Here is a 23,310-nt window from a genome sequence, read left to right on the forward strand (position 1 = left end):
TCAGGCTCCCTGGAGCAGGAGGGCGACCTGCTCGCTCATGATGCCGCCGTTACCGGTGACGAAGGCGGTGTCGCAGTCGGCGACCTGGGCGTCCGCGGCGCGGCCCATGACCTGCCGGGCGGCGTCCACCACGTGGTGTATGCCGCCGGCCATGCCGGCCTGGCCGAAGGACAGCTGGCCCCCCGCGGTGTTCACCGGGAAGTCGCCGCGGAAGGTCAGGTCGTGGTCGTGGACCCACTGCATGCCGGTGCCCTTGGGACAGAAGCCGGCGTCCTCCAGGCTCATCAGGACCGTGATCGTGTAGCAGTCGTAGATCGAGGCCATGTCCACGTCGGACCGGTCCAGGCCGGCCATCGTGAAGGCTCGGTCGGCGGCCCGGGCGATCGGCGTGCGGACCAGGTCCTCGGCGTAGGTCGGGGTCTTGAACGCCAGGTGCTCGCCGAAGCCGGCGATCCGCACCGGGCGGTGGCGCGACCGACGGGCGAGGGCGGCGTCGGCCACGAGCACCGCTGCACCGCCCTGGACGCGCATCACCACCTCGAGCATGTGGATCGGGTCGGCGATCACCGGGCTGGCGAGCACGTCGTCGATGGTCAGGGGCTTGCCGTGGAACACCGCGTCGGGGTGGCTGAGGGCGTTCGTGCGCTGGTCCACCGCGATCTTGGCGGTGGCCCGCGGGTCGTAGCCGAACTCCGCGGCGTACCGGTTGGCGATCTGGGCGTACGGCGCGTTCTGCCCCACGTTGCCGTAGGGGATCTCGAACTCGGCCTGGGGCGATCCGTACTTGCCGCTCGACGCGCCGTACCAGAGCGGGTGCGCGGGCGTGGCGGGTGCGCGCTGGGAGCGCGGCAGCATCAAGGACCCCGGCACCACGCACAGCACGGCCTCGCAGATGCCGAGCTCGACCGCGGCTGCGGCCCGCCAGATCATCCCCGCAGCGGTGGCGCCGCCGAGGTCGACCCGCTCACCGAAGTCCAGGGGGATGCCCAGGTACTCCGACAGGGTCGCCGGGGCGAACATCTCCGACTCCTGGATGCCGTGCGTGACCAGCCCGTTGACCGCCGAGGCCGGCAGCCCGGAGTCCTCGATGACCAGCTTGGCCAGGTGCGCGTACTGGTCGAGGGTGGACCGGGCCGGTCCGCTCTGCTTCTTCTCCGCCGGCAGCTCAGCGATGCCGACGATCGCGGCCTCGCCCCGCAGCCCCATCAGGAGCCCGCCGCGGTGCTGGACTGCGCGCGCACGGGCAGCTCGACGGTCGCGGTGCCGGGCATCAGCACGTCGTCGCCGCGTCGGCCGACGACCTCCAGGTCGACCAGGCCGCGCCCGTCGGCCAGGCGGGTCGCGGTCACCGTGCCCCCGAAGGAGAGCTCCTCGCCGGGGAAGGCGACGGCCCGGTTCTGGGCCGAGAAGCTCACCAGGCGACCGGCGCCACCGATCCAGTCGGTGACCGCCCGCGCCAGGAGCGCGGACTGCAGCGGCCCCTGGACGAGCACGTCGTCGTAGCCCTCGCGGTCGCTGGCCCACGACGTGTCGTAGTGGATGCGGTGGCCGTTGTAGGTGGCCGCGCTGAAGAAGAACATCTGGGTCTGGTCGACCGTCGTGGTCAGGGTGGGGATCGCGTCGCCCACGGCGACGTCCTCGAAGTGCAGCTGCTCGGTGGGCATGCCCGTCCTCTCGCTCACGGCCGCGCGATCATCGAGGTGGTGGCCTCGGCCACCAGCTCGTCGCGCTGGTTGGTGTACGTCGTGCGCCAGGTGACCAGCACGAACGGCCCGGACCGGCCCTGCTTCTGCACGATGGACTCGATGCGGCGCTCCATGGTGATCTCGTCACCGTGGTAGCAGGGGCGGTGGAAGGTGGTGCTCTCCCCGCCGGCCATCCGTCGCGGGGCGTCGGGGAACGCCAGGCTCCCCGAGACCGCGCCGGAGGAGCCGTCCGCGCGCAGCCCGTCCAGCGGGGTCACCCCGAGCACGGCGTACTGCACGTAGAGCGGCGGTGCGACCACGTCGTCGTAGCCGTGGGCGCGCGCCACCTCGGCGTCGAACCAGAGCGGGTTGTGGTCCTCGACCGAGACCGCCCAGCGCTGCCAGTCGCGGCGGTACACCTCGCCGACCGCGACGGCCGCGACGGTGCCGACGCGTTCTTGCACCTCGGCGGGGATCAGGGACTCGACGGTCATGGGTTCCTCTCGGTCGGGGCTCATGCCAGCTGGTGGTCGGTGACCAGGCCACGGGCGACGAGGTCGTCGTAGGTCTCCCGGTCGTAGCCCAGGACGCCCAGGTAGACGTGCTCGTTGTCCTCGCCGAAGCCCGGCAGGGGGCGTCCGTGGGCCAGCTCGACGTCGGCGCTGCGCCAGGGGTGGCCGGGGTAGCGGTGGGTGCCCACGGACGGGTGGCTGCGCTCCTGCCACCAGCCGCGCTCGGCCAGGTGCGGGTCGTCGAGCACCTGGCGCTCGTCCAGCACCTCGCCCGCCGGGATGCCGAGGGCCTGCAGGGTGGAGACCACGTCGTCGGCCGTCCGGTCCCGGCACCAGTCGGCCAGCACCTCCCGGATCGCCGCGCTGTGCTCGCGGCGGGTCGCGCCGTCGGCGTCCGGCGCCGGCAGGCCGGGGGCACCGCCGAGACCGTCGACGGTGTGCAGCGCCGCCCAGTCCCGGTCGTCGCGGATGCTCACGGCGACCCAGCGGTCCTCGCCGAGCACCTGCAGGACGTCCTGGACCATCCACGGGTCGGTGTTGCCGAGCACGACAGGGTCGCGGTGGTTGACCTGGTGGTCGAGGAAGAACTCCCCCACCTCGGCCATCACGGTCTCGGCCTGGGCGAACTCGATGAGCCCACCGACGCCGGTCTCCTCGCGGTCCCACAGGGCGGCGGACACCGCGAAGGCGAGGCCGGCGGGAGCGGCCTCGTCCATGTGGTAGTTCTCGCCGGCGGAGTCCGGCTCCTCGCCCTCGTAGCCGTCCATCGCGGCGATGCCGACCAGGCTGTTGAAGTTCGGGCCGTAACCGAGGTAGTCGCTGATCGGGCCGCTCAGCCCGAGCGGCGGCATCCGGGCCACCACCAGGCGCGGGTTGATCTCGAGCAGGCGCTCGTGGGGGATGCCGAGCTTCTCCAGCACGCCGGCGGAGTTGTTCTCCACCAGCACGTCGCTGACCGCGACCAGGTCCAGGAAGGCCTGGTGGCCCTCCGGGGCGTCCAGGTTCATGCACGCGGCGAGCTTGTTGCGGGCGTGCCAGTTGAACAGCGCGGAGCGGTCGTACGGGCGGGCTCCCGGGTCCTTGTCGGGGTAGGTGCCGCCGTGGTAGCCGGTCTTCTCGAAGGACTCCTTCGTCACCGTGGCCGACACCTGGCGGCTGACCCGGTTGTTGCCCTCGACCCGGATCACCTCCGCGCCCATGTCGCCCAGCAGCGCGGTGGCTCCGGGACCGGACCACACGACGGTCAGGTCGATGACCCGGATGCCGGCCAGCGGCAGGTCGGAGTCGGTGGGACCCAGGTCGCCGGTCATGCCGTCACCTCCGTGGTGTCGTGCTGGGCGGTGGAGAGCTCGGCGCGCACGTCGGCGCCGTGCTGGTCGAGCAGCGGGGCGGTGCTGCGCAGCGCGTAGCCGCGCTCCATCCGCCACGGCGCCCCGGCGTACTCCAGCCGGCCGGCGGCGGGGTGGTCGCCCACCTCGAACGCGCCGCGCTCCCGGAAGTGCGGGTGCGCCATGACCTCGGAGACCGCGAGGTAGGCGGTGACCGGGATCCGTGCCCCCTCGGCCGCCTCCATCACCTCGATCTTCGGTCGCGCCGCGATCCAGGCCGTGACGTGGGCCATGAAGTCCTCGCGGTCCTCACCGACCACGGTCTGCCGGTCCAGGAAGCGCTCCCGGAACGCCGGGTCGTCGGCCGCGATCAGATGCACGAAGCGGTTCCAGAAGGCCTGGTTGGTGACGTAGACCATGACGAAGCCGTCGGCGGCGCGGAAGGGGCCGGTGAACGTGGCTCCGTGGCGGTGCGGGCTGCGGGCCCCGCGCGGCGCGATGATGCCGGAGTACGACGCCGAGAGCAGGTACGACGCCCGGCGGTCGGCGCCCGCGAGCAGGACCTCTTGGCCCGAGACGTCGATGGTGGCGCCTCGACCGGTGCGTCGGGCACGCAGCAGCCCGGCCATCGTGGCCTGGGCGGCGGTGCGTCCGACGGTGTAGTGCTCGAGCAGGCCCGGCTTGCGCAGCGGAGCCCGGTCGGCCTGACCGGTGGCGTGCATCGGGCCGCCGGCGCCCTGCAGCACCAGCCCGGTGGCCTCGCGGTCGCGGTAGGGGCCGCTCTGCCCGAACGCGCTGATCCGGGTGAGCACCAGGCTCGGGTTGAGCTCGCGCAGCACGTCCGGGCCGAGCCCGAGCTCCTCGAGGTGACCGGGGCGGAAGGACTCGACCACGGCGTGCGCGCTGCGGACCAGGTCGAGCAGCACCTCGCGGTCGGCGTCGTCGCGCAGGTCGAGCGCGACCGAGCGCTTGTTGGTGTTGAGGTGCAGGAAGAGCGCACTGCGCTCCGGGTCCGGCACGTCGTCCGGGAAGGGACCCCAGGCCCGGGTCAGGCTCCCCTCGCCGGGACGCTCCACCTTCACCACGTCGGCGCCGAAGTCACCGAAGAGCTTGGCGGCGTACTCGCCGGCGACCCAGCGGGACAGGTCGAGGACCCGGACCCCGGACAGCACCTGGTCAGTCAAGACCGATCTCCTTCTCCAGCCAGCGGCCGGCCACGTCGGGCCCGCCTCCGAGGACACCGAACCTGCGGGCGCGCTCCGACCACAGGTGCAGGTCCGTCTCCAGGACGTAGCCCATGCCGCCGTGCAGTTGGTGGGCGTCGAGCGTGGCGCGACGGTAGGCGGTCGAGGCGTGCATGACCGCCACCGCGGTCTCGCGGGTGGCGAGCCGGCCGCGGCCCAACCAGAAGAGGGCGCTGCGCGCGGCCAGCCGGGCCGCCTGCACCGCGATGTGGATGTCGGCGACGAGGTGCTGGGCGGCCTGGAACGACGCGATCGGGCGACCGAACTGCTCGCGGCCGGTGGTGTAGTCGACCGTGCGCTCGAGGACGGCCTGCGCACCGCCGACCATGTCGAGGCACTGCAGCGCGCGGATCGTCAGGGCGACCCGGCGCACGTCGTCGGCGGCGAGCCCGTCACCGGTGGGCCCGGCCAGCACGTCGGCGCCGGCCACCCGCACCCGGTCGAGCCGCAGGCGCTGCCAGCGGTCGCCGTCGCTCGCCGGCAGCGGCGTCATGGCGACGCCGGCGCTGGCGGGGTCGAGGAGCAGTCCGATGAGGCGGTCCGGCTCGCCGTACGTCGTGACGCGCGCGGTGAGGAGGAGCTGCTGCGCCTGGTCGGCGTCGCCCACGAAGTCGACCTCGCCGTTGACCTCGAAGGCGGGGCCGTCGGGGCCGGTCACCGGCTCGGCGGCGAGCCGGGGTCGGACGTCCGTCGCGTCGTAGGGGCTGTTGACGGCGACGGTGCCGCGGACCTCGCCGCGGCAGATCGTCGGCAGCAGCCGCTTGCGGTGCATGTCGTCGCCGAGGGCGTCGACCGCGAGGCCGAGGTGGAGGGTGCTCAGCACGACGCTGGGGCACAGCGCCCGACCCGCCTCGACGGCGAACACGGCGAGGTCGTCGAGCGTGCCGCCGGCACCTCCGAACTCCTCGGCGAAGGGCAGGCCGAGGACGTCGGCGTTGGTCAGCGCCCGCCACAGGTCCTGCGGGACGCCCCCGGCGTCCGCCTCGAGGGACCGGCGGACCACGTCGGTGGTGCAGTGGGTGGTGAGCACGTGGCGCAGCGCGTCGGTGAGGTCGCGCTCCTGCTCGGTGGCGATGAGCTTCATGGGTCCTCCTCAGCGTCCGTAGGACGGCATCGCGTGGCCTCGCTGCGCGATGACGTCGCGCAGCACCTCGTTGGCGCCGGCACCGAACCGCATGAGCGGGGCGATCCGGTAGAGCCGCTCGAAGCGGCCGTCGTCAGGAGCGTCCGGGGTGCGGTGACCCAGGAGGCCGTCGGGCCCGAGCAGGTCGAGAGCCACCTCGGCGATGCGCTGGCGCAGCTCGCTGGTGAAGATCTTCTCGGTGCTCACCTCGATGCTCGGGATGATGCTGTCGGCGAGCATCGAGGCCGCCTCGAACCCCATCAGCTTGGCCACCTCGACGTCGGCGTCGAGCTGGGCGAGCCGCCGCCGCACGGCCGGCTCGCTGGCGGGCACGACGCCGTCGCGGCGCGGGCGGCGCGCCAGGTCGAGGAGGTCGTCGACCGCTCGGCGCAGGTCGCCGGCGTTGGTCAGGGCCCCGCGCTCGAGGTCCAGTGCTCCGGTGATGTAGCGCCAGCCCTTGTTGGCCTCGCCGACGAGGTTCGTGGCGGGCACCCGGACGTTGTCGAAGAACGCCTCGTTGGTGCGGTAGCCGGACCAGGCGACCAGCGGCCGGATCGTCACGCCGGGGGCGTCGACGGGCACGATGATGACCGAGATGCCCTTGTGCTTGGGCGCGTCGGGGTCGGTGCGCACGCAGAGCCACTCGTGGGTGGACCGCTGGGCGCCGCTGTTCCAGATCTTGGAGCCGTTGATGACCCACTCGCCGTCCTCCATCGTCCCCTCGAGGACGGCGCGCGTGCGGAGGCTGGCGAGGTCGGTGCCGGCGCCGGGCTCGGAGTAGCCCACCGCGCAGATCAGCTCACCACGCGCGATCGGCGGGAGGAACTCGCTCTTGTTGTGCTCGGTGCCGTGGCGCATGATCATCGGCGCCACCGAGGTCACGGTCAGGTCCGGCCCGGGGACGCCCCAGTACTCGAACTCGCTGACCAGCAGGTGCTGGCGGATCGGTCCGAGCCCGAGGCCGCCGAACTCCACCGGCCAGTTGAGGCCGAACCAGCCCTTCTCGCCGACGGCGCGCCGGAACGCGGCCACCTCGCCGTCGAGGACCTCCAGGTCGGAGGCGGCCAGCTCGGCCCGCAGCTGCGGCGTGACGTGCTCGCGGAGGAAGACGCGGACCTCCTCACGCCAGGCGCGCTGGTCTGCGTCGAGCTCGAAGTCCACCCTGTTCGTCCTCTCCAGACGTACGCCGTTCCGAACTATGCCGATTCGGCATATAGGCAGTCAAGGGCATCAGACGCACGCTGTCAACGAGTGGTCCCACCCGCAGAGGAAGGCACGGGGACAGCCCGAGAGGACCGGGGAAGCGCCCCCACCCGAGCGCTTGTCCCTAGCCTCGATCGCTGGTCCCGTCCGCGCGCCAGACCATCCCGCAGCTGGTGCACTCCGAGGCCACCGATGGCGTGGGGACCCACTTGCCCTTGAGCTTGACGTTGGTCTCGAGCGGGCGCAGCGGCCCGCCGCAGTCTCGGCACCTGGCATCCGCTGGATCTGTCATCCCTGCACCTTGTCGGCTCCCGCGCTTCGCCACAACAGGCTGATCCCGAGACCGGGGTCGCAGATGAGGTGGGCGGAGCCGGCCGAGTGTCCCCACGAAGAAGAAAACGCCCCTCACCAGCGTCGCGGCTGGTGAGGGGCGTTCACCCACATGGTGGAGCTGAGGGGATTCGAACCCCTGACCTTCTCATTGCGAACGAGACGCGCTACCAACTGCGCCACAGCCCCATCGCGTCCGAGGACGCGGGTGAAACGCTAGCACCCGGGACGGACCGGACCGAATTCGGACCCGGGCCCGGGCTGGGTCAGGAACCGACCGCGCGGCCGGCCTCGCCCTGCTCGCGCTGCGCCCGACGCTCACGGTCGGCCTGCTCGCCCTCGCGGGCCAGGGCCGAGTCGGCGTCGGTGTGTCCCGAGGTCCACACGCCGGTGGAGTCGAGGTCGATGGTGCGCACCGTGCGTCGCTCGGCCACCGGCTTGGTGACGTAGGTCGGGAGCGTGACCGGCACCAGGTCCCAGCCGCCGGGCTCGCGCAGCTGGTTCCCCGTCACGACGGGGACCTCCTCGGTGACCGGACCGTCGTCGGTCATCACCGTGATCGTCATGCTGCCGGTGGCGTGCATGGGCTCGTCCGCGTCCTCGAGGTCCTCGAGGTCCTCGGCGTCCTGGGCGTCCGCCTCGTCCTCGGGGGACGCGCTCGGCTCGAGCGGCACGCCGGGGATGCGGGCGAGCGGCCCGGCGAGACCGCTCTCGCGGCGCACCATGAGGCGGCAGACGACCAGCCAGGCGACGAGCAGCACCCCGGGCACGGTCAGGGTGAGCCAGCCGACGACGCCGCCGAGGGCGAGGGCGCCGAGCAGCGCCAGCGCGCCGAGCAGCGCGACCAGGACGCGACGACGGCGGCGAGCGGCGCGGTTGGCCGCGGTCCGGCGCCGGTCGGGGGTCGCGACACCGCTGGCCTTGGTGACCACGACCGGGGGCGCGGCGGCCCGCCCGGGGGTGACCACGAGGCGCGCCGAGCGCCGGCTGACCGGCTCGCGCCGGGCCAGCACCCGCATCGTGTGCGAGAAACGGTCGACCGAACGGCTCTTCACCACGTCGTCGTGGTGCTTGAGCGCCTTCGGAACCAGGTAGACGGCCCACGCCACAGCGAGGGCGACGAAGATCAGTGCGCTCAGGTCCACGGGCAGCAGCCTAGGTTCGATAGCGCAGCACGGGGCGGATGTCTACGCGTGTGTCGCAAATTGCTGGTGTGACTCGTGGGGCGAGCGGTGTCGCCGATGGACGCGCGCTCAGCCCAGGACCAGCGCCACGAGCCCCCCGGGGGGCACGTCCTCGACGGTGATCGCGTAGAGCCGGTGGTCGCGCCAGGCGCCGTCGATGTGCAGGTAGCGCGGGGCGTAGCCGACCTCGTGGGCGCCGAGCTTCTCCACCACGCGCAGGGAGTTGGAGTTCTCGGGCCGGATCGCGATCTCGACGCGGTGCAGCCCGAGCTCGGCGAACGCGTGGTCGATCACCATCGCCACCGCCAGCGGCATCACCCCGCGCCCGGCGAAGCGCCGGTCGATCCAGTAGCCGACCGACGCGAACTGCGCCGACCCGCCGACCACGTTGTTGAGCGTCACCTGCCCGGCGAACTCCCCGTCGACCTCGACCACGAAGGGGTACGTCGTGCCCCGCCGGGCCTGGCGACGCATCCGCCACACCAGCGCGCGGAAGGTCGTGGGCCGCGGGTCGCCACCGGGCGGGACTGTCGCGTCCCACGGCACCAGCCACGCGGCGTTCTGCTGCCGGGCCCGGCGCCAGTCCTCGGCGTCGGAGACCTTCATCGGGCGCACCGCCACGTTCTCGTGCCGCAGCCGCACCGGCCAGCCGCGACGACCCGGACGACTCGACCGGGAGCGGCTCAATGGTCGCTCCCGACGACCTGCTCCACGGCGTGCACCAGCACCGGGCGCAGCACCTCCAGGCCGTCCTTCACCCCGCCCCGCGAGCCGGGCAGGTTGACCACGAGGCAGGCACCGACGACGCCGGCGAGCCCGCGCGACAGCAGCGCGGTCGGCACGCCCTTGGCCAGGCCGTGGGCGCGGATCGCCTCGGCGATGCCCGGCACCTCGCGCTCCAGCAGGGCTCGGGTGGCCTCCGGCGTGCGGTCCGTGGGGGTCAGCCCGGTCCCTCCGGTGGTGAGCACCAGGCGTGCGCCCGCAGCGACGGCAGCCGCGATCGCGTCGCGCACCGGGTCGCCGTCGGGCACCACGACCGGGTCGCCGACGGTGAAGCCCAGCTCCTCGAGGGCCGTGACGATCAGCGGCCCGGTGGTGTCGTCGTACACGCCGGCGGCGGCCCGGTTGGAGGCGACGACGACGGTGGCGGGCAGCCCGCCCGCGTCGGCGGCCCCGGTGCTCACGCTCGGACCCAGTCGCCCGAGCGGCCGCCGCTCTTGGTCTCGACGCGCACGTCGGTGATCACGGCTGCCTTGTCGACGGCCTTGACCATGTCGACGACGGTCAGCGCCGCGACCGACACGGCGGTCAGCGCCTCCATCTCGACGCCGGTGCGGTCGGTGGTGCGCACGGTCGCGGCGATCTCGACGGCGTCGTCGGCGACGACGAGGTCGACCTCGACCCCGGACAGCGCGAGCGGGTGGCACAGCGGCACCAGCGAGGGGGTCTGCTTGGCGCCCATGATCCCGGCCAGCCGGGCGACCGCCAGGGCGTCGCCCTTGGGCACGCCCTCCCCGCGCAGCAGCGCCACGACCTGGGCTGAGACCAGCACCCGGCCCGAGGCCCGGGCGGTGCGGGCGGTGACGGCCTTGTCGGAGACGTCGACCATGCGCGCGGCGCCGTGCTCGTCGACGTGGGTGAGCCGGTCGGTGCCCGGCTGCTCGGTCATCAGTGGCCGCCCTCGAGGCCGCTGTCGAGGTGGATGACGCCCACCTCGGCCCCGGCGGGCAGGGCGGTGACGTCCTCCGGCACGACGACCAGGGCGTCGGCGGTGGCCAGGTCGCCGACCAGGTGCGAGCCGGGCCCGCCGACCGGGGTGACCCGGCCGTGGCCGGCCTCGGTGGTGGCGCGCAGGAACTGCCGCCGCCCCGGCGGCGAGGTGATGGCGTGCGTCAGGCGCATCGACACCTCCGGGCGCGAGACCGGCGCCAGCCCCATCATCGTGCGCAGCGCGGGCAGCACGAACAGCTCGAAGGACAGGTACGACGACACCGGGTTGCCGGGCAGCGTGAAGATCAGGGTGTCGTCCTCGCCGACCGTGCCGAAGCCCTGGGGCTTGCCGGGCTGCATCGCGACCGGCCCGAACCAGACGGTGCCGAGCGGGGCGAGGGCCTCCTTGACCACGTCGTGGTCGCCCATCGAGACACCTCCGGAGGTGACGACCACGTCGGCGCGCACGAGCTGGTCCTCGAGAGCGTCGAGGAAGGCGCGCGGCTGGTCCGGCACGATCCCGACCCGGTAGGCCAGGGCGCCGGCGCGGCGGGCGGCCGCGGCCAGCAGGTAGGAGTTGCCGTCGTAGATCGAGTCGTGCCCCAGGGCGGTGCCGGGTTCACGCAGCTCGGTGCCGGTGGACAGGATGACCACCCGAGGGCGCGGACGCACCGCGATCGTGCTGCGTCCCACGGAGGCCAGCAGCCCGAGGTGGCGCGGACCGAGCACGGTGCCCTCCTCGACGAGGAGGTCGCCGACGGCCACGTCCTCGCCCGCGCGGCGCACGTGCTGGCCAGCGGTGGGGGCCTTGTCGATGCGCACCCGGGCGACCCCGTGGTCGGTCCACTCGTAGGGCACGACGGCGTCGGCTCCGGTCGGCACCGGGGCCCCGGTCATGATCTTGGCGGTGGTGCCGGGCGAGAGCGCGAGCAGCTGGGCATTGCCGGCGCTGATCTCGCCGACCACGGGCAGCTCGACGGGGGCCTCCGGGCCGGCGCCCTCCACATCGGCACGGTGCACGGCGTAGCCGTCCATCGCGGAGTTGTCGAAGGGCGGCAGGGCGATCGGCGAGACCACCGACTCCGCGGCCGCCAGCCCGAGCGCCTCCATCAGCGGCTGCTGGTAGGCGGGCAGCGGGCGCACCGCCGCCAGGATCCGCGCGAGGTGCTCCTCGACCGTGATCGGCGGCGGCGCCTCAGGCATCCGCGTCGCCGCTCAGCACCGCGCCGGCGTCGATGCGCTGGGCCGAGCGGCCACCGAGCGTGACGTCGCCGACGATCTCCACCCCGTGGCCGAACGTGACGTCGCCGCCGATCCTCAGGCGCTGGGCCCGGCGCAAGGACGGCGCGCCCTCGGGGAAGCGCTTGTCGAACTCGCCGACCAGCTTGTAGAAGGACTCGTCGAGGTCGACGAAGGGGAGCTGGTCGCCGACCTGGTCGAGCACGAAGTCGGCGCCGATGTCGTAGACGTCGGAGCGCAGGACCAGCAGGTCGTTGGTCGTCTTGACCGGCACGAAGCGGTCGCGACCGACCTCGATCAGGCGGGCCTCCTCGAAGACCTCGATCGCCGCGCCCATCGCGGTCTCGACCTGCACGACCTTCGGCGACGCCGGGTCGCCGGGGTCGACGGTCTTGACGTTCTTGATCAGGGGCAGGCCCAGGATCCCCTCGCGCTGGTCCAGCGCCTGCTTCATCGCGACCAGGTCGAACCACAGGTTGTTGGTGGAGCAGTAGCGGTGCCGGTCGAGGTCGCCGAGCGCGGCCTTGTCCTCGTCGAGGGTCTGCGCGGTCTCGCGCAGCACCAGCCGGCCGTCGCTCTTGCGCCGGGCGAAGTGGCCGCCCTTGCGGTCCGAGGCCGTGCGGCGCACGGCCTCGATGGCGAACGGTGCTCCCGAGGAGGCGAACCAGCCGGCGACGGCGGGGTCGGGCACGGCCCCGAGGTTGTCGGAGTTGGAGACGAAGGCGTAGCGGTAGCCGGCCTCGATCATCTGGTCGAGCAGTCCGGTGCCCCGCAGGGCGGTGTAGAGGTCGCCGTGACCCGGCGGGCACCACTCGAGGTCGGGGTCCTTGGGCCAGGTGACCGGCGAGAGGTCCTTGGCCAGCAGCTTGGGCTCCTTGTTCTGCAGGAACTCCAGCGGCAGGCCCGGGACCTGGAGGTCGTCGTAGCGGGCCACGGCGTCCATGGTGTCGCCGGAGGTGCGGAAGGAGTTCATGAAGATCAGCGGCAGCGTCGCGCCGTGCTGCTTGCGCAGGTGCAGCACCTGCCGGGCGATGATGTCGAGGAACGACAACCCGCGGCGCACGCACAGCAGCGACTTCGCGCGGTCCATGCCCATCGAGGTGCCCAGGCCGCCGTTGAGCTTGATCACCACCGTCGCGGCGAGCGCCTCGGCGGCCACGTCGTCGGCCACCTCGACGTCGGCCAGCGACTCCATGTCGATCGGCTCGATGGTGGACTCCGGGATCATCCCGGTCTCACCGTGCTCGAGCAGCCGGTAGTAGTGCGCGAACGTGTCGATCGCGACCTCGTCGACGCCGGCGGCCTTCATCTTCTCGCGGGCCGCGCGCAAGCCAGGGGAACCCATGCGACCGATCGTAGGCTCGACCCGTGCCCCGTGAGCAAACCCCCTCCACAGGACAGGACAAAACCGCGCTGCGCGACCGCATCAGCGCCGCCCGGCGCGGCCGTCCGCTGCCGGTGCGCGCCGAGGTCGCGCGAGCGATCACCGAGCACCTCCTCGCCGCCCCGGAGGTACGCCGCGCAGCCACCGTCGCGGCGTACGTCGCGGTGGGCAGCGAGCCCGGCACCGCTCTGCTGATCGAGGCGCTGCGCGCCTCGGGGCGCCACGTGCTGCTGCCGGTGCTGCTGCCCGACGGCGATCTCGACTGGGCCGCGCACGCCGGCGACGAGCACCTGCGTCCCGCCCGGCTCGGCCTGCTGGAGCCGGAGGGCGAGCGGCTCGGACCCGCCGCGGTCGCGGGCGCCGACGTGGTGCTGGTGCCCGGGCTGGCGGTCGCGCCCGACGGGATGCGTCTCGGGCGCGGCGGCGGCTCCTACGACCGCGCGCTGGCGCGGGTGCCGGTCGGCACCTTCACCTGCGTCCTGCTCCACGAGGACGAGGTCGGCCTCGACGTGCCCCGCGAGCCGCACGACCGGCCGGTCACCGCGGCGGTCTGCCCCGCCGGGCTGACCCGCTTCTGACCCCGCTCAGCCCTCGGAGGCCGGGCGCAGGGTCAACGTGTCCGCGCCCGCGTCGTGGACGGCCCCCGAGCCGAAGAGCCACGGCAGGGTCTCGCCGCGCGCCCACAGGTCGGTCTGGTCGGTGTAGTGGCTGCTGGCCGGGTGCCCGGAGACGCCCGTCAGGTTGATCCAGCGCGAGGCGTCCCAGTCACCCGGGCTGGTGACCATCCGCATCGACGGCGCCGCGGTGACCGTGTAGCCCTCGGCAGCGTCCCAGGCGGTCGCGTCGACGATCGCCGCCCCGCCGCCCACACCCCAGCCGTCGCGGTTGAACAGCGCCTCCACCACGGCGACCCCGGACTCGCCCAGCGTGGCCGATCGCAGGTCCAGGCGGTGCAGGTGGCCCCAGGTCCAGTCGTCGGCGTCGCGGGCCTGGCGGCGCACCAGCTCGTCGGCGGCGGCGAGCATCGCCACCTCGATCGTGTCGTCGCGCTGCTCGACCTCGTCGGTGGTGACGTCGTCCCACCACGGGTCGTCCGGCCGGTCGAGCAGGTCGGTGACCACGGCCATCCAGCGCTGCCCGCCGTCGGCAGCGAGGTCCTCCGGCAGCTCGTCGTCGAAGACGCGGTCGAGCAGAGTGGCCCACACGACGTTGTAGTAGGCCGCCGCCGCCGAGTGCTCGCCCTCGGCGGGCTGGGTGAAGTCCCAGTCCCCCAGCAGCCGCTGCCCGTCGTCCTGGTAGCCCTCGGGCAGCCGCGCGCCGAGCAGGTGCGGCACCAGCACCGGGGCCATGGGGTTGCGGGTGTCGAGCTGCATCTCGAGCATGTCGGCGGCCGTGACCGGGCCGGCCTCCAGCCGCTCGGTCAGCAGCTCGCGGAGGCGTTCGGACCGGGCGCCGCGGTCCCAGTCGTCCGTGAGGAAGTAGGGGTAGGACCGGTCGACGACCGCCTGGTTGGCGGTCACCAGGAAGCCCTCCTCCGGGTCCAGGACGCTCGGCAGCGCGTCGAACGGCACGAAGGTGCCGGTCCAGTCGTTCTCGGGCAGCCACCCCGCCGACGGCACGGTGCCGTCGTTGCCGGACTTGCGGATCGGGATGCGCCCGGGGGCCTGGTACCCGATCCGGCCCGCGGTGTCGGCGTACACGAGGTTCTGCGCAGGGGCGTCGAACTCCGAGGCGGCCGCGCGGAAGGAGTCCCAGTCGGAGGCCAGGTTCAGGGCCAGGATCGCGTCGGCGGTGGTGCCCGGCTCGAGCGCGGTCCACTTCAGGGCCACGGCCGCCTCCTCCTCGCCCAGGACCAGGCTGCCGGGGCGGCGGCTGGCGGCCTCGGCGACGTCGGAGAGCTGGTCGGCGACGTCGGAGACCAGCGGCCCGTGCCGGCCGGCGCGCACGGTGATCCGCACGTCCTGGCCCCCCTGCACGCGGATGACCTCCTCGCGGATCCGCAGCGGGCGCACCTCGCCGTCGTACACGGCGTCCTCGCCCCGGACCCGCTCGACGTAGAGGTCGGTGACGTCGGGGCCCAGGTTCGTGAAGCCCCAGGCGATGTCGGCGTTGTGCCCGATGATGACGCCGGGCACCCCGGAGAAGGTGAAGCCGCTGACGTCGAGCGGGCAGGCCGGGCTGACGTCGCGGCAGTGCAGCCCCATCTGCATCCACACCCCGGGCAGGCTCGAGCCCAGGTGCGGGTCGTTGGCCAGCAGCGGGCTCCCGGTCTCGGTGAGGTCGCCGTCCACGACCCAGGAGTTCGAGCCGAGGCCCTCGCCGCGACCGAGCCAGGCGGGCATCCGGGCCAGGCCGTCGCGCAGGTCGCGCAGCGCCGTGCGCTGGTCGGCGTCGAAGGCGGGGCGCATCGGGTTGCGGGTCTGGCCCTGCTGGGCGTCCTGCTCGTAGACCTGGTCGACGACCGCGCCCTGGGTCACGATCGGGGTGACCTCGCCGTAGGGGTAGCCCGGGAAGAGCTGGGCCGCGCGCTCCTCACCGACGGCGTCGGCGGTGAGCACCCGCTCGGCCTCGTCGTCCATGTTGCCGCGCAGGTCCCAGGCCATCGCCTTGAGCCAGGCCAACGAGTCCACGGGGGTCCAGTCCTCGGGCTGGTAGTCGAGGCCGCCGAGCCGCAGCACGGTGTACTCCAACGAGATGCTGGAGGTGCCCCGACCGTCCAGGTAGGCGTTCACCCCGTCGGCGTAGGCCTCCAGGAACGTCCGCGTGTCCGGGGTCAGCAGCGCGACCTCCTTCTCCGCCACCCGGCGCCACCCCATGGTGCGCACGTAGGCGTCGCTCTCGACCGCGTCCTCGCCGAACAGCTCGGCCAGGCGGCCGGCGGTGGCGTGGCGGCGCACGTCCATCTCGAAGAACCGCTCCTGGGCGTGCACGTAGCCCTGACCGCGGGCCAGGTCGCTCATCGAGTCCGCGTAGAGCTGCGCGATGCCGTGCTCGTCACGGACCACCTCGACCTCACCGTCGAGCCCGGCGACCTCGATGGTGCCGCTGGTCTGCGGCAGCGGTCGGCGCACGAGGACCGTCGCGGTGAGCGCCAGGACCACCAGCGTCAGGGCGAGCGCGAGAGCGACGTAGACCGTCAGGCGCAGCGCGACCGGTCTCGTCCGGAAGCGCCGCCAGCCGCTGCCCAGGGCTGCGGCGACCGCACCGGCCGGGCCTCCGGGGGGCGGGGGGCCGTCGCCGGCGGCAGGGGCTGGGGTGTCGGTCATGGTGCCGGTCATTCTGCCCTGACGTAGGATTGGCAGTCGTCGCGGCAGAGTGCCAGTACCCGCACGGCCCGGTCCCGGGTTCCGCTGCGACAGCCGCCCCATCCGTCCCACCAGCGCCCCCGGGCGCCACCTCCGCGGAGTGACGAATGCCGACCTACCAGTACGCCTGCACCGAGTGCGGCCACGCCTTCGAGCAGTTCCAGAGCTTCTCCGACGACACGCTGACCACCTGCCCGGAGTGCCAGGGCAAGCTGCGCAAGCTCTTCAACGCCGTCGGCGTGGTCTTCAAGGGCTCGGGCTTCTACCGCACCGACAGCCGTCCCACACCCAGCGAGTCGGGCTCCTCGTCCAGCTCGTCGGCCAGCTCGTCGGCCAGTTCATCGGCCAGCACCTCGGCAGCGCCGGCCAAGGCGTCCAGCACCAGCGCGAGCACCACCGGCTCGTCGAGCAGCAGCACCGCCGCGTCCTGAGCGGCCCGGCCGAAGGGCTGTGGAGGGCCTCGGCGCAGTCGCGCCGGGACCTCTAGCCTCGCCGGATGCTGTCCGCCGACCCCCGCCGCCCCGACCCACCGCTGACCCGGCTGCGCCGCGCCGCCCACGGCGTACGCCGCTCCGTGCTGGCCCGGCGTCGCCTGCTGGCCGCGCTCCTCACGGCCGTCGCGGTGACCGCTGGGCTGCGCGCGGCGAGCGCCCCGGCTCCCGCGACCGTGGCAGTCACGGTGGCCGCGCACGACCTGCCCGGCGGGGTGGTGGTCGGGACCGACGACGTCACGACGTCCCGGTTCGCGCCCGGCAGCGTGCCCGACGACCTGGTCGAGCAACCCGTCGGGCGACTGCTGGCGGCGCCGCTGACCCGCGGCGAACCGGTCAGCAGCGCCCGCCTGGTCGGCCCCTCGCTCTCGACCTCAGCACCCGCGGGGGTGCAGGCGATGCCGGTGCGGCTGCCCGATCCCGCGACCGCGGCGCTGCTGCGGGTCGGCGACCGGGTGGACCTGGTGTCGACCGACCCGGCCGAGGGCGGCTCCCGGGTGCTGGCCTACCGCGTCGCGGTGCTGGCCCTGCCCGGGCCCTCCGGCCAGAGACTCGGCGCCGCGGCGACCGGCCTGGGCGGGCAGGTGGTGGTGCTCGGCGTCGACGTCGCAGCCGTCCCCAGCATCAGCGATGCGGCGGCGCGGACTTTACTGTCCTACGTCTGGTCCCGGTAAGGTCCAAGCGGCCCGGACGGGTCGAACAGCAGGTGAAAGGACCTAGAACCATGGGTGGTTTCAAGAGCTTCGTGCTCCGTGGCAACCTCGTCGACCTCGCGGTCGCCGTCATCATCGGCACCGCCTTCGGAGCCGTCGTGACGACCTTCACGAACTGGCTGACCGACAAGCTGCCGAAGAGCGCCGACAAGTACTTCTCCAACGTGGAGAACTCGTTCGGCGCCTTCATGAACGCGGTGATCTCGTTCCTGATCCTGGCCGCCGTCGTCTACTTCCTCGTCGTGCTGCCCTACACCAAGGCCAAGGAGAAGTACTTCCCCAGCCCGGATCCCGGCACCCCCGAGGACACCGTGCTGCTGCGCCAGATCCGCGACGCGCTGCTCACCGGTCAGGGTCAGGCGCCCCCGACCGTGTGAGTCAGTGGCCCCCGTGGTGCGGGGGCACCTGCGCCTTGAGCCACGCATCGGTGTCAGCCGCGCGGGCCTCTTCCGGCGCCCGTTCGTCGCTCGTCGTCTCGGGCAGCGCGTCGCCGAAGACCTCGGCCAACCGGCGGCGTCGCTGCCACTCGGTCTCGCGCTCGGGGTCGCTCACGTCGTGCACAGCCCGGCGGCCTCGAGCGCCTCGTCGCTGGCCAGGCCACCGCTGCCGTCTCCCCCACCACTGCCGCTGCCGGAGCTGTCGCCCCCGCCGGACGAGGACCCGGGGACCTTGCCGGCGCTGATCACGTCGCTGCGCAGCCGCCGGCTCAGCGGCTCGTCCTTCTTGAGCGTGTTCCAGACCCCGGCGGCGTCGTCGGTCCACACCAGCTTGTTGGGGTCCTGGGGGTCGACGGTGTTCGGGATGGTCATGAACTGGATCTTGTCGGCACCGATGCCCCGGAACTCGTAGCCCAGCTTGGCGATCTCCACCAGGTTGCCCAGGTCCTCGTCGAGGGTCAGCGACTCGGTCGCGGCCTCGAGGAACTTGAGCAGCCGGTCGGGCCGCGCCATGGTGTCGGAGGAGAGCACGGTGCTGACCATGGAGGCGATGAACGCCTGCTGGCGCTTCATCCGGCCGATGTCGGAGCCACCGGAGAGCGCGTAGCGCTCGCGGACGTAGTTCAGAGCCTGGATGCCCTCGAGCTTGCGGGTGCCGGCCTCGAGGTAGATGCCGTGCGCTCGGTCGTCGATGGTCTCGGGGATGCACACCTCGACACCGCCGACGGCGTCGACCATGCCCTGGAAGCCCTCGAAGTCGACGACCACGAAGTGGTCGAGGCGGATGCCGGAGAGCTCCTCGAACTGCTGGATCGTGCAGGCCGGCCCCGCGAGCTGGAAGGCCTCGTTCCACATCTGGTAGCCCTCGGCCGGGATCTCGGCGCCGTCCTCGGTGCGGCACGTCGGACGGTCGACCATCGAGTCCCGGGGGATGCTCACGCCGTACGCCCGCTCGCGGTCGGCCGAGAGGTGCAGCAGCAGGGTCGTGTCCGACCGCTCGCCGTCACCGGTGAGCCCGTCGATGTTGTTGACGTCGCCCTCACGGCTGTCCGAGCCCATCACCAGGACGTTGAGCGGCTCCTGCGGTCCGGCCACCTCGACCTTGTCGGGCCGCTCGCCCACGAGCTGGTCGTCGATGTCGAGCACGGTGAGGTTGCCGCTGTAGTGCCGGTAGAGGTAGGTGACCCCGAGGCCGGCGACCATCCCGAGCACCACCAACGAGGCCACGAGCACCTTGGCCACGGTGTGCGAGCGGCGCGGCTTGGCCCGGCGGCGACCGGCACGGGCGCCTGCGGGTGACGGGGTCGCCACCTCGCCCGGCGGCGTCGGGTCGGCGTGGGTCACTGCTCACCTCGGTCAGGGATGGAAGGGCGCTGCGCGCCCGAACTCCGATTGTGCGGCGTGCCCGGCGCCTCCTCCAACTCTGCTCAGCACTCTCTCAGGGGCCTCCGCCGCCACGACCGACCGACGCACCGCTCACCCGTCACGCGGCCCCGCGTGCGGCGCCAGGGCGTTCTGCTGACAAAATGTCCCCGCAGCCCCAGTAGCTCAGCGGATAGAGCAGCCGCCTCCTAAGCGAAAGGTCGCAGGTTCGACTCCTGCCTGGGGCACCGCCCAGCCGTGGGCACTCGCCCCAGGAAGGCCACCAGACGATCACTGGGGCCGGCCCTGCCGGGGACGTCGACCGGGGCGGCGAAGCTCTCCCCCCTCGTGTCGTCGTCGAGGGCGGCCGAGACGAGCGTGAGGACGTCGTCGGCGAGCTCCGCGGGGATGCGGTGGTCGGGGTCGCGGGCCGCGCCGACGTCCCAGGCGTGCGTCGTCAGCTCCACGGTGCCCGCTGTCGCCGCGCTCTCGACCCAGGTCGCCTCGGCTGCGACGGAGAAGGCGTGCGCCAGCTCCGCCCACCGCTGCTCCACCAGCGCCACGGGGTCCGGGGCGCTGGTCCGCGGTGGCTGCGGCATCGCGAGCACCCCCGTCTCGAGCAGCCCCGTCAGGGCGTCGATGACGTCCGCGAGGTGCACGACCACCGTCCCCGCATCCCACTCCGCACACGGCGTCGGCCGCCGGAGGTCGTCGTCGCCCAGCTCCGAGAGGACGCCACGCGCGTAGTCGGAGGCTCGACCGAACAGCTCGGTGCTCATGCGTGCGATCCCTCCGGCATGGTCCACGGCGCGGTGGGCAGCACGTCCCCCGTCTCCAGCAGCGACTTGAGGTTGGCCAGCACCGCCGGCCAGCCGCGCGAGATCCCGTTCAGCATCTCGGCGTTCGGGAGGTTCTCGTGGGTCACCGTCAGCCGCACGATGTCGTCATGGGGCTCGATGGCGAACGTCACGACGGACGCACCGTCCGGCCGGTGCTCCTCGGAGTCCTCGAACGTGATCACGAGCCGGGTGGGCGGCTCGGCCGCGAGCACCCTGCCGGTGACGTCGACGGCGCCGGAGCCGTCGGCCCGTCGGTGCTCCCAGGGTGAACCGGGCTGCCAGTCGGACACGTTGGCGTGCCCCCAGTAGCGCGCGGTCAGGTCGGCGTCGGTCAAGGCCCGCCACACGTCCTCACCGCTCGCACGGATGTAGGTGACGTAGACGTATGTGGGCACGGACGTCGTGGTCTCGGTCATGGCGTGCTCCTCTGCTCGATGCTTGATGGCGCTGATCGCGGCCAGTCGGGGTGCCTCGTACGCCGCGATCCAGCGCTCTCCTATCTCGTGGATCGGTACCGGGTTGAGGTAGTGCAGGCGCTCCCGCCCCTGCCGCACCACGGTGACCAGCTGGGCCTCTGCCAGTAGGTCGAGATGCTGCGTCGCCGCTTGGCGTGTCATCTCGAGGCTGCCGCAGAGCTCCGTGAGCGTCTGCCCGTTGCGACGCCGGAGCCACCCGACGGGTGAAGCGCACGCCGGGCACGCGCGCCAGCGTGGCGGCATGCAGACCTTCCTGCCCTACGCCGACTTCGCCCGGTCGGCGCAGGTCCTCGATGCCAAGCGGCTCGGCAAGCAGCGCGTCGAGTGCCTGCAGGTCGTCCGCGGTCTGACCGTCGAGGGCTACGGCTGGCGCCGCCACCCCGCGGTGCTGATGTGGCGGGGCCACCTCGAGGCGTTGGGTCGCTACTCCCTGACGTGCTGCGAGGTGTGGGTGGCCGAGGGGCGCGCCGACACCGTCGCCGCCACGCTCCGCGCCGACCTGGCCGCGGCCGGGGTCACCGAGGTGCGCGACCAGGCCGGGCTCGAGACCGTCGGCGCCCTACCGGCGTGGCTCGGCGACGAGGCGTTCCACCTCAGCCACCGCTCCGCGCTGGTCCGCAAGGACCCCGACCACTACCGCCCGCTGTTCCCCGACGTGCCCGACGACCTGCCCTACGTCTGGCCCACGCACGCAGCGGACTGACCCCGGCAGTCCGCGGACCAGCGCGCCCTACAGGTCCAGGTGCAGCTGCGCGTCCGGCGTCTCCGCGCGCGCCACGACCGGCTCACCGGGGGCCACCTGCGCGGCGACGTCGGGGAGCGCGCCCTCCAGCAGCCCGTGGCGTACGGCGGCCGCGTGCAGGTCGGCACGGAAGGCGTCCAGGTCGGCGAGGGCGTAGAGGCCGTCGATGCGGTGCGACTCCAGCAGGGCGTGCATCCGCCGGAAGTCGCCCTGCCGGCTCAGCCAGCCGATCCCGTCGACGACGGCCAGGACGTACTGGTGGGCGAAGGACACGTTCGCCATGTCCATCACCTCGGTGACCGCTGCGGTGAGCTTGGAGCCGGTGGAGTCGAAGCCCTTGCAGGCCACGGCGATCAGCGCATCCTCGAAGCCGGGCACCGCCAGGTCGGCCGGACCGGTGTCGCCGTTGCGGCCCACGAACCGGCCCCGCATCTCGTAGGGCAGCCCCAGGTCGCGCACGATCTGCTCGACGGCGTCCTCGATCAGCTTGCCGGCCACTCCGGCCCGGCTCGCGGTCTGCCGGCTGGTGCCGCGGGCGGCCAGCACGTCACCGAAGGTGTAGACGCGGTGCCGCTGGGCCTCCAGCGCCGCGAGCAGCCCCAGCTCGTCGTCGAGCCACTCGACCAGCGCCTGCGGGTCCCGGGTGGCGGCCTTGACCCACGAGGTGGTGCCGAAGGCGACCCGCAGCAGGTTCTTCAGCTTCTCCTGCGAGAGCCCCACGGTGAGCCCCAGCGCGTAGACGTCGGCGGGACGCGAGCGCACCCACCGGGTCACGGCGTCGAGCGAGACCTCGTCGAGCGCGGCCAGGCTCGACCCGGCGGCCACGATCGCGTCGGCCTGCTCGGAGGCGTCGTCGACCGCGACGTGGCTGGTCAGCCGGCGCAGCCGGCCCAGGTAGGCCTGCATGGCACCGGTGCCGGCATCGGAGGAGCTCACCGGGCGAGGAAGAGGTACTCGTCGACCTGCCGACGCACGGCGGTGCGGTGGGTGCCGTAGTGGTAGGTGTGCGGCACCCGGCGGACCTCGACGTCGTCCTTGGCCTCGCGCAGCAGCCCCACCAGCGTGTCCAGGTCGGGCAGCGCGTTGGAGGAGTAGGACAGCACCAGCGGCGAGTCGTGGAACTGCTTGAACACCTCGCGGAAGGCCTCCTCGATGGTGCGGCGGGACGAGAACTTGGTGACCCGCTTGGGCAGCTTGCGGCTCTTGGTGTCCCACATGATCGTGTCGCCCACCCAGTAGCGCGAGAGCCCCTCGAGGAAGTGGAAGCGCTTGGTGTAGTCGTTGTCGTCGGCCGGTGGGGCGTACGGCGGGTCGAGGTAGACCAGGTCGTAGCGGCGCGGCTCGAGGGCACCGATCTCGAGCGAGGACACCTCGCAGTCGCGCGGGCCCGCGAAGACGGCGGCGTTGTAGTCGGCGACCCGCTCCGCGAAGTGCTCGCGCAGGCTCAGGCGCAGGTCGCGGCGCCCGTCGTCGTACCGGCTCAGGTCACCGGTGAGCGTGAACACACCCCGCGGCTGCTTGCGGGCCGCGGCTAGGCACAGCGCCGCGATCGCCACCGCGCGCCCGCCGCCCTGCATCCGGTCGATGTGGCTCCACGCGGAGTCGAGGAACTCCAGGTCGTCAGGGGTGAAGTAGACCCCGGTGAAGGTGCGCCGCACGAAGTCCCGGTCGTCGGCGGCCGGGCCGAGGATGCGGGCCACGTCGTCGGCGTCGAGCCGGGTGTCGTGGTTGACCACGCCCGCGCTCGCCACCACGCCGGGGAAGCCGAGGTAGTCGTTGCTGTGCACCGCCCAGCCCTGGTGCTTGAGCAGGTAGGAGACCACCCCCGAGCCGCTGAAGGCGTCGAGCGCCGTGCCCGGCCCGTCCGCGGGCGCGATGTCGGCGAACGCCTGCGCCAGGTGCGGGAGGAGCTTGTGCTTCGAGCCCATCCAGCGCACCCGGGGGAACACCGCGGCCCGGGTCGCCGCGTCAGCGGGGGCGGGCAGCAGTCGGGGAGGCACGAG

At 73.0% G+C, this 23,310-nt stretch carries 25 protein-coding genes and 2 tRNA genes; 6 read left to right on the forward strand and 21 right to left on the reverse strand.

Annotation, left to right across the window (positions count from 1 at the left end; genetic code table 11):
- The 14 genes from I601_RS03240 to I601_RS03305 all read right to left on the reverse strand — a co-directional run bounded on the left by I601_RS03240 (position 1) and on the right by I601_RS03305 (position 12,903).
- Positions 1 to 1,206: a thiolase family protein gene (locus tag I601_RS03240; RefSeq protein WP_068106378.1), complete on the reverse strand. Its 1,206-nt coding sequence runs from the start codon at positions 1,204 to 1,206 to the stop codon at positions 1 to 3.
- Positions 1,206 to 1,682: a hotdog family protein gene (locus I601_RS03245; protein ID WP_218917744.1), complete on the reverse strand. Its 477-nt coding sequence runs from the start codon at positions 1,680 to 1,682 to the stop codon at positions 1,206 to 1,208. Before I601_RS03245 ends, I601_RS03240 begins: the two co-directional genes overlap by 1 nt.
- Positions 1,679 to 2,179, reverse strand: coding sequence for an FAS1-like dehydratase domain-containing protein (locus I601_RS03250; protein WP_068106382.1), 501 nt, complete (start codon positions 2,177 to 2,179; stop codon positions 1,679 to 1,681). Before I601_RS03250 ends, I601_RS03245 begins: the two co-directional genes overlap by 4 nt.
- Before the next feature lie 20 nt (positions 2,180 to 2,199).
- Positions 2,200 to 3,507 carry a CaiB/BaiF CoA transferase family protein gene (locus I601_RS03255; RefSeq protein WP_068106385.1) on the reverse strand — a complete coding sequence of 436 codons (1,308 nt, stop codon included), beginning with the start codon at positions 3,505 to 3,507 and terminating at the stop codon, positions 2,200 to 2,202.
- Positions 3,504 to 4,709 carry a CaiB/BaiF CoA transferase family protein gene (locus tag I601_RS03260; RefSeq protein ID WP_068106387.1) on the reverse strand — a complete coding sequence of 402 codons (1,206 nt, stop codon included), beginning with the start codon at positions 4,707 to 4,709 and terminating at the stop codon, positions 3,504 to 3,506. The genes I601_RS03255 and I601_RS03260 overlap by 4 nt, the downstream gene beginning before the upstream one ends.
- The gene (locus I601_RS03265) at positions 4,702 to 5,853 is read right to left on the reverse strand and encodes an acyl-CoA dehydrogenase family protein (protein WP_068106391.1); all 1,152 of its coding nucleotides are present in this window, start codon (positions 5,851 to 5,853) and stop codon (positions 4,702 to 4,704) included. Before I601_RS03265 ends, I601_RS03260 begins: the two co-directional genes overlap by 8 nt.
- A 9-nt stretch (positions 5,854 to 5,862) precedes the next feature.
- Entirely contained in the window at positions 5,863 to 7,053 is a 1,191-nt protein-coding gene (locus I601_RS03270) for an acyl-CoA dehydrogenase family protein (protein ID WP_068106394.1), read from the reverse strand.
- A gap of 485 nt (positions 7,054 to 7,538) precedes the next feature.
- Positions 7,539 to 7,614, reverse strand: a tRNA-Ala gene (locus I601_RS03275).
- A gap of 77 nt (positions 7,615 to 7,691) precedes the next feature.
- Positions 7,692 to 8,570, reverse strand: coding sequence for a divisome protein SepX/GlpR (gene sepX, locus I601_RS03280; RefSeq protein WP_068106397.1), 879 nt, complete (start codon positions 8,568 to 8,570; stop codon positions 7,692 to 7,694).
- Positions 8,571 to 8,678: 108 nt separating this feature from the next.
- Positions 8,679 to 9,251, reverse strand: coding sequence for a GNAT family N-acetyltransferase (locus I601_RS03285; RefSeq protein WP_335582179.1), 573 nt, complete (start codon positions 9,249 to 9,251; stop codon positions 8,679 to 8,681).
- 41 nt (positions 9,252 to 9,292) lie between these two features.
- On the reverse strand, positions 9,293 to 9,793 hold the full coding sequence (locus tag I601_RS03290) for a MogA/MoaB family molybdenum cofactor biosynthesis protein (protein WP_237089537.1): 501 nt from the start codon (positions 9,791 to 9,793) through the stop codon (positions 9,293 to 9,295).
- Entirely contained in the window at positions 9,790 to 10,278 is a 489-nt protein-coding gene (moaC, locus tag I601_RS03295; protein WP_068106401.1) for a cyclic pyranopterin monophosphate synthase MoaC, read from the reverse strand. The genes I601_RS03290 and moaC overlap by 4 nt, the downstream gene beginning before the upstream one ends.
- The gene (gene glp, locus I601_RS03300) at positions 10,278 to 11,522 is read right to left on the reverse strand and encodes a molybdotransferase-like divisome protein Glp (RefSeq protein WP_068106404.1); all 1,245 of its coding nucleotides are present in this window, start codon (positions 11,520 to 11,522) and stop codon (positions 10,278 to 10,280) included. Before glp ends, moaC begins: the two co-directional genes overlap by 1 nt.
- Positions 11,515 to 12,903, reverse strand: coding sequence for a UTP--glucose-1-phosphate uridylyltransferase (locus tag I601_RS03305; protein WP_068106407.1), 1,389 nt, complete (start codon positions 12,901 to 12,903; stop codon positions 11,515 to 11,517). The genes glp and I601_RS03305 overlap by 8 nt, the downstream gene beginning before the upstream one ends.
- Before the next feature lie 23 nt (positions 12,904 to 12,926).
- Between I601_RS03305 and I601_RS03310 the strand changes: the two genes are divergently transcribed.
- Positions 12,927 to 13,520, forward strand: coding sequence for a 5-formyltetrahydrofolate cyclo-ligase (locus tag I601_RS03310; protein ID WP_068106410.1), 594 nt, complete (start codon positions 12,927 to 12,929; stop codon positions 13,518 to 13,520).
- 6 nt (positions 13,521 to 13,526) lie between these two features.
- Here the strand turns inward: I601_RS03310 and I601_RS03315 are convergent, their stop codons facing one another.
- Positions 13,527 to 16,208, reverse strand: a complete 2,682-nt coding sequence (locus I601_RS03315; protein WP_084527987.1) for a penicillin acylase family protein — start codon at positions 16,206 to 16,208, stop codon at positions 13,527 to 13,529.
- A gap of 146 nt (positions 16,209 to 16,354) precedes the next feature.
- Between I601_RS03315 and I601_RS03320 the strand changes: the two genes are divergently transcribed.
- The 3 genes from I601_RS03320 to I601_RS03330 all read left to right on the forward strand — a co-directional run bounded on the left by I601_RS03320 (position 16,355) and on the right by I601_RS03330 (position 17,828).
- Complete coding sequence (locus I601_RS03320) at positions 16,355 to 16,678, forward strand: FmdB family zinc ribbon protein (protein ID WP_068106413.1); 324 nt, start codon at positions 16,355 to 16,357, stop codon at positions 16,676 to 16,678.
- Positions 16,679 to 16,743: 65 nt separating this feature from the next.
- Positions 16,744 to 17,412: an SAF domain-containing protein gene (locus tag I601_RS03325; protein ID WP_068106418.1), complete on the forward strand. Its 669-nt coding sequence runs from the start codon at positions 16,744 to 16,746 to the stop codon at positions 17,410 to 17,412.
- A 50-nt stretch (positions 17,413 to 17,462) separates the two neighbouring features.
- A complete protein-coding gene (locus I601_RS03330) occupies positions 17,463 to 17,828 on the forward strand; it encodes an MscL family protein (RefSeq protein ID WP_068106421.1) in 366 nt (121 codons plus the stop codon).
- A gap of 1 nt (position 17,829) precedes the next feature.
- Here the strand turns inward: I601_RS03330 and I601_RS21320 are convergent, their stop codons facing one another.
- Both I601_RS21320 and I601_RS03340 read right to left on the reverse strand, forming a co-directional pair.
- Positions 17,830 to 18,003 (reverse strand): hypothetical protein, encoded by a 174-nt coding sequence (locus I601_RS21320; protein WP_169834654.1) that lies wholly within the window; start codon positions 18,001 to 18,003, stop codon positions 17,830 to 17,832.
- The gene (locus tag I601_RS03340) at positions 18,000 to 19,232 is read right to left on the reverse strand and encodes an LCP family protein (protein ID WP_237089538.1); all 1,233 of its coding nucleotides are present in this window, start codon (positions 19,230 to 19,232) and stop codon (positions 18,000 to 18,002) included. Before I601_RS03340 ends, I601_RS21320 begins: the two co-directional genes overlap by 4 nt.
- Positions 19,233 to 19,425: 193 nt before the next feature.
- Between I601_RS03340 and I601_RS03345 the strand changes: the two genes are divergently transcribed.
- Positions 19,426 to 19,498 (forward strand) — tRNA-Arg (locus tag I601_RS03345).
- Here the strand turns inward: I601_RS03345 and I601_RS21950 are convergent.
- Together I601_RS21950 and I601_RS03355 are read right to left on the reverse strand one after the other, a co-directional pair.
- Complete coding sequence (locus tag I601_RS21950; RefSeq protein WP_084527991.1) at positions 19,460 to 20,029, reverse strand: maleylpyruvate isomerase family mycothiol-dependent enzyme; 570 nt, start codon at positions 20,027 to 20,029, stop codon at positions 19,460 to 19,462. The two genes, I601_RS03345 and I601_RS21950, sit on opposite strands and share 39 nt — an antisense overlap.
- Positions 20,026 to 20,706, reverse strand: a complete 681-nt coding sequence (locus I601_RS03355; protein ID WP_237089539.1) for an ArsR/SmtB family transcription factor — start codon at positions 20,704 to 20,706, stop codon at positions 20,026 to 20,028. Before I601_RS03355 ends, I601_RS21950 begins: the two co-directional genes overlap by 4 nt.
- 100 nt (positions 20,707 to 20,806) lie before the next feature.
- Here I601_RS03355 and I601_RS03360 point away from each other — a divergent pair, with 100 nt between their 5' ends.
- Complete coding sequence (locus I601_RS03360; protein ID WP_068106435.1) at positions 20,807 to 21,268, forward strand: MSMEG_6728 family protein; 462 nt, start codon at positions 20,807 to 20,809, stop codon at positions 21,266 to 21,268.
- A 27-nt stretch (positions 21,269 to 21,295) separates the two neighbouring features.
- On the opposite strand, the gene I601_RS03365 is transcribed toward I601_RS03360, so the two are convergent.
- Positions 21,296 to 22,243: a hypothetical protein gene (locus I601_RS03365; RefSeq protein ID WP_068106437.1), complete on the reverse strand. Its 948-nt coding sequence runs from the start codon at positions 22,241 to 22,243 to the stop codon at positions 21,296 to 21,298.
- Positions 22,240 to 23,307 carry a DNA adenine methylase gene (locus I601_RS03370; RefSeq protein ID WP_218917745.1) on the reverse strand — a complete coding sequence of 356 codons (1,068 nt, stop codon included), beginning with the start codon at positions 23,305 to 23,307 and terminating at the stop codon, positions 22,240 to 22,242. Before I601_RS03370 ends, I601_RS03365 begins: the two co-directional genes overlap by 4 nt.
- Positions 23,308 to 23,310: the final 3 nt, after the last annotated feature.

This window comes from Nocardioides dokdonensis FR1436, from assembly GCF_001653335.1.
GTDB classification, from domain to species: Bacteria; Actinomycetota; Actinomycetes; order Propionibacteriales; family Nocardioidaceae; genus Nocardioides; species Nocardioides dokdonensis.